The 14,655-nt window shown below is 48.7% G+C and carries 13 protein-coding genes, 1 rRNA gene and 1 pseudogene; 9 read left to right on the top strand and 6 right to left on the bottom strand.

Annotated elements, in window-relative coordinates; genetic code table 11:
- Window positions 1-84 precede the first annotated feature (84 nt).
- Window positions 85-200: ribosomal RNA gene (rrf, locus tag D9597_RS14670) — 5S ribosomal RNA — on the top strand.
- Between the two features lie 102 nt (window positions 201-302).
- On the opposite strand, the gene mobB is transcribed toward rrf, so the two are convergent.
- Complete coding sequence (gene mobB, locus D9597_RS14665) at window positions 303-830, bottom strand: molybdopterin-guanine dinucleotide biosynthesis protein MobB (protein ID WP_130223076.1); 528 nt, start codon at window positions 828-830, stop codon at window positions 303-305.
- A complete protein-coding gene (gene mobA / locus D9597_RS14660; RefSeq protein WP_130223074.1) occupies window positions 812-1,396 on the bottom strand; it encodes a molybdenum cofactor guanylyltransferase MobA in 585 nt (194 codons plus the stop codon). Before mobA ends, mobB begins: the two co-directional genes overlap by 19 nt.
- A 69-nt stretch (window positions 1,397-1,465) precedes the next feature.
- On the opposite strand from mobA, the gene D9597_RS14655 reads away from it, so the two are divergent.
- From D9597_RS14655 to D9597_RS14640, 4 genes are all read left to right on the top strand, one after another.
- Window positions 1,466-1,735, top strand: coding sequence for a YihD family protein (locus D9597_RS14655; protein ID WP_001295263.1), 270 nt, complete (start codon window positions 1,466-1,468; stop codon window positions 1,733-1,735).
- A 76-nt stretch (window positions 1,736-1,811) separates the two neighbouring features.
- On the top strand, window positions 1,812-2,798 hold the full coding sequence (gene srkA, locus D9597_RS14650) for a stress response kinase SrkA (protein WP_130216161.1): 987 nt from the start codon (window positions 1,812-1,814) through the stop codon (window positions 2,796-2,798).
- A 16-nt stretch (window positions 2,799-2,814) separates the two neighbouring features.
- Window positions 2,815-3,441: a thiol:disulfide interchange protein DsbA gene (gene dsbA / locus D9597_RS14645; protein ID WP_064527999.1), complete on the top strand. Its 627-nt coding sequence runs from the start codon at window positions 2,815-2,817 to the stop codon at window positions 3,439-3,441.
- Between the two features lie 155 nt (window positions 3,442-3,596).
- A complete protein-coding gene (locus D9597_RS14640; RefSeq protein WP_130223072.1) occupies window positions 3,597-5,027 on the top strand; it encodes a DUF945 family protein in 1,431 nt (476 codons plus the stop codon).
- Window positions 5,028-5,067: 40 nt separating this feature from the next.
- On the opposite strand, the gene D9597_RS14635 is transcribed toward D9597_RS14640, so the two are convergent.
- Window positions 5,068-6,000, bottom strand: coding sequence for an acyltransferase (locus D9597_RS14635; protein WP_130223070.1), 933 nt, complete (start codon window positions 5,998-6,000; stop codon window positions 5,068-5,070).
- Between the two features lie 363 nt (window positions 6,001-6,363).
- Here D9597_RS14635 and polA point away from each other — a divergent pair, with 363 nt between their 5' ends.
- On the top strand, window positions 6,364-9,150 hold the full coding sequence (polA, locus tag D9597_RS14625) for a DNA polymerase I (protein WP_130223068.1): 2,787 nt from the start codon (window positions 6,364-6,366) through the stop codon (window positions 9,148-9,150).
- A 391-nt stretch (window positions 9,151-9,541) separates the two neighbouring features.
- Here the strand turns inward: polA and yihA are convergent, their stop codons facing one another.
- Window positions 9,542-10,174, bottom strand: a complete 633-nt coding sequence (gene yihA / locus D9597_RS14620; protein WP_130209968.1) for a ribosome biogenesis GTP-binding protein YihA/YsxC — start codon at window positions 10,172-10,174, stop codon at window positions 9,542-9,544.
- Between the two features lie 296 nt (window positions 10,175-10,470).
- On the opposite strand from yihA, the pseudogene D9597_RS14615 reads away from it, so the two are divergent.
- The 3 genes and pseudogenes from D9597_RS14615 (at window position 10,471) to hemN (ending at window position 12,827) form a co-directional block, all read left to right on the top strand.
- Window positions 10,471-10,637, top strand: a pseudogene (locus tag D9597_RS14615) (hypothetical protein).
- A gap of 118 nt (window positions 10,638-10,755) precedes the next feature.
- On the top strand, window positions 10,756-11,265 hold the full coding sequence (gene yihI, locus D9597_RS14605; RefSeq protein ID WP_130209972.1) for a Der GTPase-activating protein YihI: 510 nt from the start codon (window positions 10,756-10,758) through the stop codon (window positions 11,263-11,265).
- Between the two features lie 188 nt (window positions 11,266-11,453).
- Complete coding sequence (gene hemN, locus D9597_RS14600; protein ID WP_130216173.1) at window positions 11,454-12,827, top strand: oxygen-independent coproporphyrinogen III oxidase; 1,374 nt, start codon at window positions 11,454-11,456, stop codon at window positions 12,825-12,827.
- A gap of 189 nt (window positions 12,828-13,016) precedes the next feature.
- Here the strand turns inward: hemN and D9597_RS14595 are convergent, their stop codons facing one another.
- Window positions 13,017-13,127 (bottom strand): YshB family small membrane protein, encoded by a 111-nt coding sequence (locus D9597_RS14595; RefSeq protein ID WP_064527982.1) that lies wholly within the window; start codon window positions 13,125-13,127, stop codon window positions 13,017-13,019.
- A gap of 113 nt (window positions 13,128-13,240) precedes the next feature.
- The gene (gene glnG, locus D9597_RS14590; RefSeq protein WP_088563506.1) at window positions 13,241-14,650 is read right to left on the bottom strand and encodes a nitrogen regulation protein NR(I); all 1,410 of its coding nucleotides are present in this window, start codon (window positions 14,648-14,650) and stop codon (window positions 13,241-13,243) included.
- Window positions 14,651-14,655 lie beyond the last annotated feature (5 nt).

Raw genomic sequence — 14,655 nt, 5'->3', positions numbered from 1 at the left:
TGTTTTGGCGGATGAGACATCGATAAGTAAGCTTGATAACAGATTAAATCAGAACGCAGAAGCGGTCTGATAAAACAGAATTTGCCTGGCGGCCTTAGCGCGGTGGTCCCACCTGACCCCATGCCGAACTCAGAAGTGAAACGCCGTAGCGCCGATGGTAGTGTGGGGTCTCCCCATGCGAGAGTAGGGAACTGCCAGGCATCAAATAAAGCAGAAGGCCATCCGGAAGGATGGCCTTTTTGCGTTGATGCAGAAAAAATGCCGGATGCGACGCTGGCGCGTCTTCTCCAGCCTACTCTTGCTTATCCGGCCTGCTTTTGCATCCACTCCACCACAAAATCAGCCAGCCCCTCAATATCATTAATATCCAGTAACGCGACATCAAGATTAAGCGGCGCATCACTGGCTACAGCAATAACATGCCGGTCTATCACTAATTCTTCCGGTCGATGTCCAGCTCCATCGCGAAACAGCACAATCTTCGCGATCTCTTCATGCTTGAACCCTTCAACCAGAATCAGATCCAGCTTTGAGGTATCCATTCGACTTGCGAGAAAATGTAGATCCAGCGCTTCTTCGTCTGGCGTCTCCGTTATTAGCGCCCAACGCTGCTGGCTGGCAACGATGGTTTGCGCCGCGCCAGCCTTGCGCAGCTCATAGCTATCTTTGCCCGGTTTATCGACATCCATATCATGATGCGTATGTTTAATCAGCCCCGGGCGGATCCCTCTGGCGCATAATACCGGGATAAGTTTTTTCAACAGCGTCGTTTTTCCGGTGCCGCTCCACGCGGCAAAGGCGAGTAGCGGTATCATTGTTTTTCCTGCCATCGGGCAAGCTCCTCTGGCGTATTCACGTTCACAAATGCTTCTTTACGGTCGCTAAAATCAACCGCGTGACCGCCAGCAAGATTCATAAATGCCATTACCCGGCGTTCTCCTGCTTGTAGATATTCCTGCAATAAAGGTTCAATAGCGCGATTTACCAGAGCAATAGTTGGATGATCGCGTTCACCGTCATGGACCCACACAACAGGTGCATCTTTGCGCTGATGATTAAGCCGGGAGACTAAATCGTGGGGAATATAAGGCGTATCGCACGGACAAAACAGAAACCACTCACCTGCTTCCTGCTGCATTACCGAAAGCATTCCCGCCAGCGGGCCAGGATAATCCGCCAGTGAATCCGCTATTACTTTCAGACCACTGGCCTGATAGATTTCCTGATGACGATTGGCATTAACCACGACGTGAGAGAGCTGCGTCATAAGCGCGTCAGCGACATGTTGCCACAGCGGTTTGCCGTTTAATTCCAGCAATCCTTTATCTACGCCGCCCATTCGTCTGGCTTTACCGCCCGCCAGTACAACGCCTGTTATCGTCGTCATCAGATTCACCGATATCGCCTCTTTTATTGTGGGATTGACCCTGCTAACGTGTCTGTCTCAAGAGTAAGGAGCATTACTATGAAATGTAAACGTCTGAATGAAGTTATTGAACTCCTCCAGCCAGCCTGGCAAAAAGAGCCAGACCTTAACCTGCTGCAATTTTTGCAGAAACTGGCGAAAGAGTCAGGTTTTGATGGCGAACTGGCGGATTTGACGGATGACATTCTGATCTATCACCTGAAAATGCGCGATTCCGCGAAAGATGCGGTGATCCCTGGGTTGCAGAAAGATTATGAAGAAGACTTCAAAACGGCGCTATTACGCGCGCGTGGCGTAATTAAAGAGTAAAAGCTTGTAAGCGCTACCAACAAAATCATTGTGAAATGATATCCTTCATCATTCGTAATGTTTTCCGGATGATGGGATGAACAACAGCGCTTTTACTTTCCAGACACTACACCCGGATACCATCATGGACGCTCTGTTTGAGCATGGGATCCGGGTGGATTCCGGTCTTACCCCGCTTAACAGCTATGAAAACCGTGTCTATCAATTTCAGGACGAAGATCGTCGACGTTTTGTCGTCAAATTTTATCGCCCTGAACGTTGGACAGCTGATCAAATCCTCGAAGAACATCAATTTGCGTTGCAGCTGGTAAGCGATGAAGTTCCGGTCGCAGCACCTGTGGCCTTTAACGGTCAAACTTTATTGAATCATCAGGGATTTTATTTTGCCGTTTTTCCAAGCGTCGGTGGTCGCCAGTTCGAAGCTGATAATATCGATCAGATGGAAGCGGTTGGGCGTTATTTAGGGCGTATGCACCAGACGGGGCGCAAACAGCTTTTTATCCATCGCCCGACCATCGGTCTGAATGAATATCTCATTGAGCCACGCAAGCTGTTTGAAAATGCTACGCTGATACCTTCTGGGCTGAAAGCGGCCTTCCTTAAGGCAACGGATGAGCTTATTACCGCCGTTACAGCACACTGGCGGGAGGACTTCACCGTTCTGCGATTACATGGTGACTGCCATGCCGGAAATATTCTCTGGCGCGATGGCCCAATGTTTGTCGATTTGGATGATGCGCGTAATGGCCCTGCAATTCAGGACCTGTGGATGTTGCTGAATGGCGATAAAGCTGAGCAGCGGATGCAGTTAGAAACTATTATTGAAGCTTATGAAGAATTTAGCGAGTTCGACACCGCTGAAATCGGACTGATTGAACCTTTACGCGCCATGCGTTTGGTTTATTATCTTGCCTGGCTAATGCGGCGTTGGGCTGATCCGGCGTTCCCGAAAAATTTCCCGTGGTTAACCGGGGAAGATTACTGGCTGCGACAGACGGCAACTTTTATAGAACAGGCAAAAGTTCTACAAGAACCCCCTTTGCAATTAACACCTATGTATTAATCGGAGAGAGTAGATCATGAAAAAGATTTGGCTGGCGCTGGCTGGTTTGGTTTTAGCGTTTAGCGCATCGGCGGCGCAGTATGAAGATGGTAAACAATACACCACGCTGGAAAAGCCGGTTGCTGGCGCACCGCAAGTGCTGGAGTTTTTCTCTTTCTTCTGCCCACACTGCTATCAGTTTGAAGAAGTTCTGCATATTTCTGAGAATGTGAAGAAAAAACTGCCGGAAGGTGTGAAGATGACTAAATACCACGTCAACTTCATGGGCGGGGAGCTGGGGCAATCTCTGACACAAGCGTGGGCTGTGGCGATGGCGCTGGGCGTAGAAGATAAAGTGACTGTACCACTGTTTGAAGGCGTACAGAAAACACAGACCATTCGCTCTACGGCCGACATTCGTGATGTCTTCATCAACGCAGGTATTAAAGGTGAAGAGTATGATGCAGCATGGAACAGCTTTGTTGTTAAATCTCTGGTCGCTCAGCAAGAAAAAGCGGCTGCAGATGTACAATTGCGTGGCGTTCCAGCGATGTTTGTTAACGGTAAATATCAGCTGAATCCGCAGGGTATGGATACCAGCAATATGGATGTTTTTGTTCAGCAGTATGCTGATACAGTGAAATATCTGTCTGAGAAAAAATAATTTATTGTAATTCACATAAAGCCCGTGAATATTCACGGGCTTTTTTTGTTGTTTAATCAATATAAATACTTTCTGATAATTCACCTCGTTTCTGGACATTTTAATATCAAGCGCGGATATTAAAAGTTTTGCTGTTTTATCAGGGAATAATAGAAATGATACGTAAGTCAGCCACAGGTGTTATTGTTGCATTAGCCATTATTTGGGGCGGTGGGACATGGTATGAAGGGACTCAAATCCAGTCTGGCGTCGAAAAATTTATTAAAGATTTTAACGACAGTAAAAAGAAGGGAGAGCATGCCTATGATATGACCGCCAGCTATAAAAACTTTGACAAAGGTTTTTTTAGCTCTCATTTTCAAATGCTTATTACCTTTGATAAAGGTGCGCCAGATCTCAATATCAAGCCAGGACAAGGTATTGCATTTGATGTGGATGTCGATCATGGTCCCTTGCCGCTATCAATGTTAAAAAGCGGCAATATCTTACCTGCTATGGCGGCAGCAAAAGTTAAATTAGTCAATAATGAACTGACACAGCCGCTATTTATTGCTGCAAAAGATAGAGCGCCCGTCGAAGCGACATTGCGATTCGCCTTTGGCGGTTCTTTCTCTACAACTCTGGACGTTGCCCCTGCAGAGTATGGAAAACTCTCCTTTGGTGAAGGTCAGTTTACTTTTAATGGTGATGACAGTTCATTGTCTAATCTGGATGTTGAAGGCAAAGTCGAAGATATTGTTCTGGAATTATCGCCAATGAACAAAGTCATGGCGAAAAATTTTACCATTAATTCTCTGACGCGATTAGAAGAAAAGAAATTTCCGGTTGGTGAAAGCGAGTCGAAATTTAATCAGATTAGCATTGTCAATCACGGTAGCGAAGTTGCCAAAATCGACGCTTTCGTCGCGAAAACCACACTAGAGCGCGTAAAAGATAAAGATTATATCAATGTCAATCTGACCTACGAACTTGATAAGTTAACAAAAGGGAATCAACAACTCGGTAGCGGTCAGTGGTCATTGATTGCTGAATCTATTGATCCCTTAGCAGTTCGCCAGTTTATCATCCAGTACAACATTGCGACGCAGAAGCAACTTGCAGCACACCCCGAGTTAGTAAATGATGAAGATGCACTGGAAGCAATGAATACTGCATTGTTCAAAGAGTATTTACCGTTATTACAAAAAAGTGAGCCGATCATTAAACTACCTGTAAGCTGGAAGAACGCTGTCGGTGAACTAAATGCTAATCTGGATATTAGTATTGTCGATCCAGCCAAATCTTCATCATCCACAAACAAAGATATTAAATCGTTCAATCTGGATATGAATGTACCGATTAATGTCGTCACTGAAATAGCTAAACAGCTTAATTTATCTGAAGGAATGGATGCTGAAAAAGCTCAAAAGCTGGCTGATAAACAAATCGGCGGAATGGCAACATTAGGTAAGATGTTTCAGTTAATCACAATTGACAACAATATTGCCTCGCTGCAACTGCATTATTTGCCAGGTAAAGTTGTTTTTAACGGTCAAGAGATGAGCGAAGAAGAATTTATGTCTCGTGCCGGACGTTTAGTGCATTAAAATGATAACTCGCCTCTGCTAATACGGAGGCGAGTTATAACTACTTATCCTGATGCCGTGATGACATCAGTGAAGTCAGAAGTCGGTCTTTTTCCTGCCACAGTGTGTTCAGCCACTGCTGAAAATGACGTTTGAAGCTTTTGTCATTGATATAGTCGCCATGCAACTCTTCAGCAATGGGTTGTAAATCCACATGCACGACAATCCGCGTCAGTTTGCCACTTAACATATCGAAGAATGGCTGGCGGTTATTGTCCGGATAACACAGCGTAACATTGAGTAGTTTATCGAATTGTTTACCCAGTACATTCAGCGCCATCGCGATACCGGCGGCTTTGGGAGGCAGGAGGTTTTTAAATGTCGAGTGGGTTTGCTGGTGTTTCTGTTCAGTAAAACGGGAGCCTTCAACAAAATTCACAATCGTGGTGGGATGCAGGCGAAACTTTTCGCAAGACCGACGAGTGGTTTCAACATCTTTACCGCGCCGTTCCGGATGACGTATCAAATAAGCGCGGGAATAGCGCTTCATAAATGGCATATCCAGCGCCCAGCACGCCAGGCCCAGGAAAGGCACCCAGGCCAGTTGCTGCTTGAGAAAATATTTGTTCATTGGAATATGCTTACGAAACAACACGCATAGTACAACAATATCAGCCCAACTGCGGTGGTTACAAATAAGCAGATACCAGTTCTTCTTACTTAGCCCTTCCAGTCCGCGAACTTCCCATTGCAGGTGTGGGTTAAGGTGCAGTAATAGCGCTAATCCTTCACACCAGCAATACATCATAAAATCACAAAAAAGCGATACCTTTCGCCAAATCACTGGCACAGGTAACAATAGTTTTACGATCCCGGCAATGATGATCGGGACAGAACAAAAAATGGTGACCAAAATGGTCAATACGATACTCACCAAAAGTGTTATCGCAGCGAGTATTCTCGTCATAATTAAATTATTCAAAAGGTTAGCCATAGACAGTGCGCTAAAGAAGCGCAAGGCGCAGATTTTAGCAGAAAACGGCCCAAATAACGGATGATCCTTAAATAGAAAAATAATTCATATCTATCCACATTAGAAAAAATCCCTATTACTCAATCACCAGCAATGCTTTTATTTTTAACTTTATGAAAAACAACAACAAACCTAATGCTGTAACAAGCATGATAATAAATTAAAAGTGATGTAAATAATTTATACACAAAGTTATCCACATGACGATTTGCGAGCGATCCACAAGATCTACAAAAGATTTTCACGAAAAGCGGTGAAAAACTCATGTTTTCATCCTGTCTGTGGCATCCTTTACCCATAATCTGATAAACAGGCACGGACATTATGGTTCAGATCCCCCAAAACCCACTTATCCTTGTAGATGGTTCATCTTATCTTTATCGCGCATATCACGCGTTTCCGCCGCTGACTAACAGCGCAGGCGAGCCAACCGGTGCGATGTACGGTGTCCTCAACATGCTGCGTAGTCTGATCATGCAATACCAACCGACGCATGCAGCGGTGGTCTTTGACGCCAAGGGAAAAACCTTTCGTGATGAACTGTTTGAACATTACAAATCACATCGCCCGCCAATGCCGGACGATTTGCGCGCGCAGATCGAACCCCTGCACACAATGGTAAAAGCGATGGGGCTGCCTCTGCTGGCCGTTTCTGGCGTAGAAGCAGACGACGTTATCGGTACTCTGGCGCGTGAAGCAGAAAAAGCGGGGCGTCCGGTATTGATCAGCACCGGTGATAAAGATATGGCGCAGCTGGTGACGCCAAATATTACGCTTATCAACACCATGACAAATACTATCCTCGGCCCGGAAGAGGTGGTGAATAAGTACGGCGTACCGCCAGAACTGATCATCGACTTCCTCGCGCTGATGGGCGACTCTTCTGATAACATTCCTGGCGTACCGGGCGTCGGCGAAAAAACCGCGCAGGCACTGCTACAAGGTCTTGGCGGCCTGGATACGCTGTATGCCGAGCCGGAAAAAATTGCTGGGTTGAGCTTCCGTGGCGCGAAAACAATGGCGGCGAAGCTTGAGCAAAATAAAGAGGTGGCCTATCTCTCTTACCAGCTGGCGACGATTAAAACCGACGTTGAACTGGAACTGACCTGCGAACAACTGGAAGTACAACAACCGGCGGCTGAAGAGTTGTTGGGGCTGTTCAAAAAGTATGAGTTCAAGCGTTGGACTGCTGATGTCGAAGCGGGCAAATGGTTACAGGCCAAAGGGGCAAAACCAGCCGCGAAGCCGCAGGAAACCATTGTTGTCGACGAAACACCCGAAGTGACTGCAACAGCGATTTCTTACGATAACTACGTCACTATTCTGGACGAAGAAACTCTAAAAGCATGGATTACGAAGCTGGAAAAAGCGCCTGTATTTGCGTTTGATACCGAAACTGACAGCCTCGATAACATCTCTGCCAACCTGGTCGGGCTTTCTTTTGCTATTGAGCCAGGCGTAGCGGCCTATATTCCGGTTGCTCATGATTATCTTGATGCGCCCGATCAGATCTCCCGCGAGCGTGCACTCGAGCTGCTAAAACCGCTGCTGGAAGATGAAAAGGCGCTGAAGGTCGGGCAAAACCTGAAATACGATCGCGGCATTCTGGCGAATTACGGCATTGAGCTGCGGGGGATTGCGTTTGATACCATGCTCGAGTCCTACATTCTCAACAGCGTTGCCGGTCGCCACGATATGGACAGCCTCGCGGAACGTTGGTTGAAGCACAAAACCATCACTTTTGAAGAGATTGCCGGTAAAGGTAAAAATCAACTGACCTTTAACCAGATTGCCCTGGAAGAGGCCGGACGCTATGCTGCCGAAGATGCGGATGTCACCTTGCAGCTGCATCTGAAAATGTGGCCGGATCTGCAAAAACACAAAGGGCCACTGAACGTCTTCGAAAACATCGAAATGCCGCTGGTACCGGTGCTTTCGCGCATCGAACGCAACGGTGTGAAGATCGACCCGAAAGTGCTGCACAATCATTCTGAAGAACTCACCCTGCGTTTAGCAGAACTGGAAAAGAAAGCGCATGAAATTGCAGGTGAAGAATTTAACCTTTCTTCCACCAAGCAACTGCAAACTATTCTTTTTGAAAAACAGGGTATTAAGCCGCTGAAGAAAACGCCGGGTGGTGCGCCGTCAACGTCGGAAGAGGTACTGGAAGAGCTGGCACTGGACTATCCGTTGCCAAAAGTGATTCTGGAGTATCGTGGTCTGGCGAAGCTGAAATCAACCTACACCGACAAGCTGCCGCTGATGATCAACCCGAAAACCGGACGCGTGCATACCTCTTATCACCAGGCGGTAACTGCGACGGGGCGTTTATCCTCAACCGATCCTAACCTGCAAAACATTCCGGTGCGTAACGAAGAAGGCCGCCGTATCCGCCAGGCGTTTATTGCGCCGCAGGATTACGTGATTGTCTCGGCGGACTACTCGCAGATTGAACTGCGCATTATGGCGCATCTTTCACGAGACAAAGGCTTGCTGACCGCATTTGCAGAAGGAAAAGATATCCACCGGGCAACGGCTGCAGAAGTGTTTGGTTTGCCACTGGAAACTGTCACCAGCGAACAACGCCGTAGCGCGAAAGCGATCAACTTTGGTCTGATTTATGGCATGAGTGCTTTCGGTCTGGCACGGCAATTGAACATTCCACGTAAAGAAGCACAGAAGTACATGGACCTTTACTTCGAACGCTACCCAGGCGTACTGGAGTATATGGAACGCACTCGTGCTCAGGCGAAAGAGCAGGGATACGTTGAAACCCTGGACGGACGTCGCCTTTATCTGCCGGATATCAAATCCAGCAACGGTGCACGCCGTGCTGCGGCTGAACGTGCAGCCATTAACGCACCAATGCAGGGAACCGCTGCGGATATCATCAAACGGGCTATGATTGCCGTTGATGCCTGGCTACAGGAAGAGCAACCGCGCGTGCGTATGATCATGCAGGTACACGATGAACTGGTGTTTGAAGTTCATAAAGATGATGTCGATGCGGTAGCGAAGAAAATCCATCAGTTGATGGAAAACTGTACCCACCTGGATGTGCCGTTGCTGGTGGAAGTGGGTAGTGGCGAAAACTGGGATCAAGCGCACTAAGATTTGCCTTAACAAGCCTTTTTTTCGTAACTAAGCAACATAACCAGCCACGATTTGTGATGGGTATTAGAAATTCCTATGCAACAACTGAAAAAAAATTACAAAAAGTGCTTTCTGAACTGAACAAAAAAGAGTAAAGTTAGTCGCGTAGGGTACAGAGGTAAGATGTTCTATCTTTCAGACCTTTTACTTCACGTAATCGGATTTGGCTGAATTTTTTAGCCGCCCCAGTCAGTAATGACTGGGGCGTTTTTTATTGTGCGAAAGAAAAGATCCGTATTGCCGGATACGTTGTGCTTAACAGGCCTACGGTAGGAAAATAGCTCATTGAATTTGCATGATTTTATGTGCCAGATACGCGATATCCGGCACATGCGTAAGGGCTAGAAAATTATTCGCCGTCCTGCGTTTCTTCTACAGGCTGCATCTCGCTGAACCAGGTATCCAGTTTCTGCCGCAGCTTATCCACACCTTGCTTCTTCAGAGAAGAGAATGTCTCTACCTGCACATCACCGTTAAACGCCAGCACTGCTTCACGCACCATATTCAATTGCGCTTTACGTGCACCGCTCGCCAGTTTGTCCGCTTTGGTCAGCAACACCAGTACGGCGATATTGCTGTCCACCGCCCACTCAATCATCTGCTGGTCGAGATCTTTCAGCGGATGGCGAATATCCATCAGCACGACCAGGCCTTGTAGACTCTGACGTTTTTCGAGGTACTCACCGAGCGCGCGCTGCCATTTGCGCTTCATCTCTTCAGGAACTTCCGCGTAGCCATAGCCAGGCAAGTCGACCAGACGTTTGCCCTCAGCCACTTCAAACAGGTTGATAAGCTGGGTACGTCCTGGTGTTTTCGAGGTACGCGCCAGGCTTTTCTGGTTAGTTAGCGTGTTCAGCGCGCTGGATTTACCTGCGTTGGAACGGCCTGCAAAAGCCACTTCGATCCCGGTATCGGAAGGTAAGTGGCGAATATCAGGCGCACTCATCACAAAATGCGTCTGTTGATAATTCAAATTAGTCAAAGCGGTCGTCTCCGTCAGTCAAAGCTTTGCGGCGATTATACCTGAACCACAATAAAAGACGGATTTTTCGGCGTGAACGGTGTAAGTAAATACCATGTACTTTGTGAGACATTGCCGATTGTTTTTATGAGAAATCGAAGAGAAATTTCTGCGACGCATGTCAAATAGGCTAAATAAATCATGTGATTAGTTTTATACAATAATCTGAAAATGAGTAAATACTGATGATAGTTTATTGTTTGTTTAACACAGAAGCGTAAAGTAGCACCCATAGAGCGAGGACGCTAACAGGAACGATGACTCAGGATGAGGGTCAGGAGCGCCAGGAGGCGAAGACAGAGGATTGTCAGGAAGACAAACGTCCGGAGACGTCACTAAAGGGAAATGGAATCAACACGGAATGTTCCGGCTAATGGAAAAACAGGGTGTGTTGGCGGCCTGCAAGGATTGTAAGACCCGTTAAGGGTTGTGAGTCAGGAAAAAAGGCGACAGAGTAATCTGTCGCCTTTTTTCTTTGCTTGCTTTCTGTTAGATTCCGCCGCAAATCTATACTAAATAAAACGGCTAAAAGACGAATTGATATGAAACCATCATCTTCAAACTCACGCAGCAAAGGTCATGCAAAAGCGCGTCGTAAAACCCGCGAAGAGCTGAATCAGGAAGCTCGTGATCGCAAGCGCCAGAAAAAACGTCGTGGTCATGCACCAGGCAGCCGCGCAGCGGGCGGTAGCGCTACTTCGGGTAGCAAAGGCCAGAATGCACCGAAAGATCCACGTATTGGCAGTAAAACCCCTATTCCATTGGGCGTGACTGAAAAAGTCACCAAACAGCACAAACCGAAGAGTGAGAAACCTATGCTTTCACCGCAGGCGGAGTTGGAGTTACTGGAGACGGATGAGCGTCTGGATGCGCTGCTGGAACGTCTGGAAGCAGGCGAAACCCTGAGTGCCGAAGAGCAATCCTGGGTAGATGCCAAGCTGGATCGTATTGATGAGCTGATGCAGAAACTCGGCCTCTCTTATGACGACGACGAAGAAGAGGAAGAAGACGAGAAGCAAGAAGACATGATGCGTCTGCTGCGGGGCAACTAACGGATTGCCGCCGTGGGCCTTCCCGTTCTGCTGATAACCCTTCCGGTTATATGTTATCTGGTGTGGTTATTCGTTAAACTACAGCGGTTGTCGCGGCGACAAAAGTGGCTGCGCAACCGGCTGATGACCCGAAACGGGCATCCGCCGGTACGCCGTAGCCGCCAGAGACGCCATCGGAAGGAGTGAGCATGTCTGTACAGCAAATCGACTGGGACCTGGCCCTGATCCAGAAATATAACTATTCCGGGCCACGATACACCTCGTACCCGACCGCGCTGGAGTTTTCAGAAGACTTCGGTGAACAGGCGTTTTTACAAGCCGTGGCGCGCTACCCAGAGCGTCCCTTATCTCTCTACGTACATATCCCGTTCTGCCACAAACTTTGCTACTTCTGCGGTTGCAACAAGATTGTGACTCGTCAGCAGCACAAGGCCGACCAGTATCTGGACGTGCTTGAGCAAGAAATCGTTCATCGTGCTCCGCTTTTTGCCGGGCGCAAGGTGAGCCAGCTGCACTGGGGCGGTGGAACGCCAACATACCTGAATAAAGCGCAAATCAGCCGCCTGATGAAGCTGTTGCGCGAAAACTTCCAGTTCAATGCCGATGCGGAAATCTCGATCGAAGTCGATCCGCGCGAAATCGAACTGGATGTACTGGATCATTTACGCGCCGAAGGCTTTAACCGCCTGAGCATGGGCGTGCAGGACTTCAACAAAGAAGTACAACGTCTGGTTAACCGCGAGCAGGATGAAGAGTTCATCTTTGCGCTGCTTAACCATGCGCGTGAGATTGGCTTTACCTCCACCAACATTGACCTGATTTACGGCCTGCCGAAACAGACGCCGGAGAGTTTCGCCTTTACCCTGAAACGCGTGGCGGAACTGAACCCTGACCGTCTGAGCGTCTTTAACTACGCGCATCTGCCAACTATTTTTGCCGCCCAGCGCAAAATCAAAGATGCTGACTTGCCGAGTCCGCAACAAAAACTCGATATTCTGCAGGAAACCATCGCCTTCCTGACACAATCGGGCTATCAGTTTATCGGTATGGATCACTTTGCTCGCCCGGATGACGAGCTGGCAGTGGCCCAGCGTGAAGGCGTGCTGCATCGCAACTTCCAGGGCTACACCACCCAGGGCGATACCGATCTGCTTGGGATGGGCGTTTCCGCCATCAGCATGATTGGCGACTGCTACGCGCAGAACCAGAAAGAGTTGAAGCAGTACTATCAGCAGGTGGATGAACAAGGTAATGCGCTGTGGCGTGGTATTGCGCTAACGCGTGATGACTGTATTCGCCGCGATGTGATTAAGTCGCTCATCTGCAACTTCCGTCTGGATTACGCCCCCATTGAGCAACAGTGGGATTTGCACTTCGCTGATTACTTTGCGGAAGATCTCAAGCTGCTGGCCCCATTAGCAAAAGACGGGCTGGTGGATGTGGATGAGAAGGGGATTCAGGTGACGGCGAAAGGTCGCTTGCTGATCCGCAACATTTGCATGTGCTTTGATACTTATCTGCGCCAGAAAGCGCGAATGCAGCAGTTCTCACGGGTGATTTAAATAGTGAATGGCGCTTCGTTTACAAAGTAGAAAACGAAAGCGCCATCAATGTGCTGAGAACAAGATTGCCTGATGCGCTACGCTTATCTGGCCTGCAAAACCTGTTGAAATTATTGCTTTTGTAGGCCGAATAAGGCGTTCACGCCGCACCCGGCATGAACAAAGAGCACTTCATCAGCAATCTGAAACTCAGCTAAACAGCCCAATCATTGCGGCACACAGCACAGCAGCAACGGCAGTTTGCGGCGTGTGACTGTTAACTGCGCCACTTGATAGCAGATTAATTATTGATTCCAGCATAATGACACTCTCCCCGTTTTTCGGGCATGATCATACTGAACTTACCGGAACAGTAAAGCGCAAAATACCAGCAATTTGCGCTCAATAATCAATCTTTACATGGCGAGCCTGAATCACTCCATTCCCAGCTCTTTTAACTTACGCGTCAGGGTGTTACGCCCCCAGCCAAGTAAGCGCGCTGCTTCCTGTTTATGCCCCTGCGTATGTCGCAACGCGGTAGTCAGTAACGTCCGCTCCAGCTCTGGTTGCGCTTCAGACAGCAAGTTTTGATGACCGGAACGTAGCGCCCGATCTGCCCACTGTGCTAACAGCGTTGCCCAACTGTCCGGCTGCATTTGTGAAGTGCTTTCCGGTACGGTTGATTCAAACAGTTCGCCAGGCAAATCCTGAATCAACACTTCCTGTCCGGCAGCCATTACCGTTAGCCAGCGGCAGGTGTTTTCCAGCTGGCGCACGTTGCCTGGCCACGCCAGACGCGTCAGAGCGGCTTCAGTTTCCGGATGCAGCAACTTTGCCTCTACGCCCAGCTCGCGAGCGGCAACTTGTAAAAAATGGCGTGCCAGACGGGGAATATCTTCCCGACGCTCACGCAGCGGCGGCAGATGAACACGGATGACGTTCAGGCGGTGGAACAAATCCTCACGGAACTTGCCTTCCTGCACCCGCTGTTCGAGATTCTGGTGAGTGGCAGCGATAATCCGCACATCCACTTTCACCGGCGCATAGCCGCCAACGCGATAAAACTGACCGTCTGCCAGCACGCGCAGCAAACGCGTCTGCACATCCAGTGGCATATCGCCAATTTCATCGAGAAATAACGTGCCGCCATCGGCCTGTTCAAAACGCCCCTGACGAATGGTATTCGCGCCGGTAAACGCGCCTTTCTCGTGACCGAACAGTTCTGATTCGATCAAATCCTTCGGGATAGCAGCCATATTGAGCGCGATAAACGGCGCTTTGGCTCGCGGGCTGTGGCGATGCAGGGCATGAGCAACCAGTTCTTTACCAGTGCCGGATTCGCCGTTGATCAGCACGCTAATGGAAGAGCGCGAAAGCCGACCGATAATACGGAACACGTCCTGCATGGCTGGCGCTTCGCCGATGATATCGGTCGTTGGGCCGTTAAGCTGAACATTACGCGGCTGCTGCTGTTCCTGGTAATGACTGATGGCGCGCTCAACCAGCGCCACGGCTTCGTCGATATCAAACGGTTTAGGCAGATAATCAAACGCCCCTTGTTGATAGGCGCTGACGGCAGCATCCAGATCGGAATGTGCGGTCATAATGATGACCGGAAGCATCGGATGGCGCTGTTTAATCTGCTTGAGCAGCGCCAGCCCGTCCATTCCCGGCATACGGATATCTGAAAGCAGCACATCCGGCGTTTTGCTCGCCAGCGCCTCCAGTACTTCCGCGCCGTTCTCAAATGTCGTACAGGTTAAACCCGCTCCAGCGAGCGCACGTTCAAGCACCCAACGGATGGAACTATCGTCATCGACTACCCAGACTATCCCTCGTTGCATAAACG

It is taken from the genome of Escherichia sp. E13S3 (assembly GCF_004212325.1).
Lineage (GTDB): Bacteria > Pseudomonadota > Gammaproteobacteria > Enterobacterales > Enterobacteriaceae > Escherichia.
The sequence above is the reverse complement of the archived record's forward strand: the minus strand, read 5'-3'. Positions and strand labels throughout refer to the sequence as shown.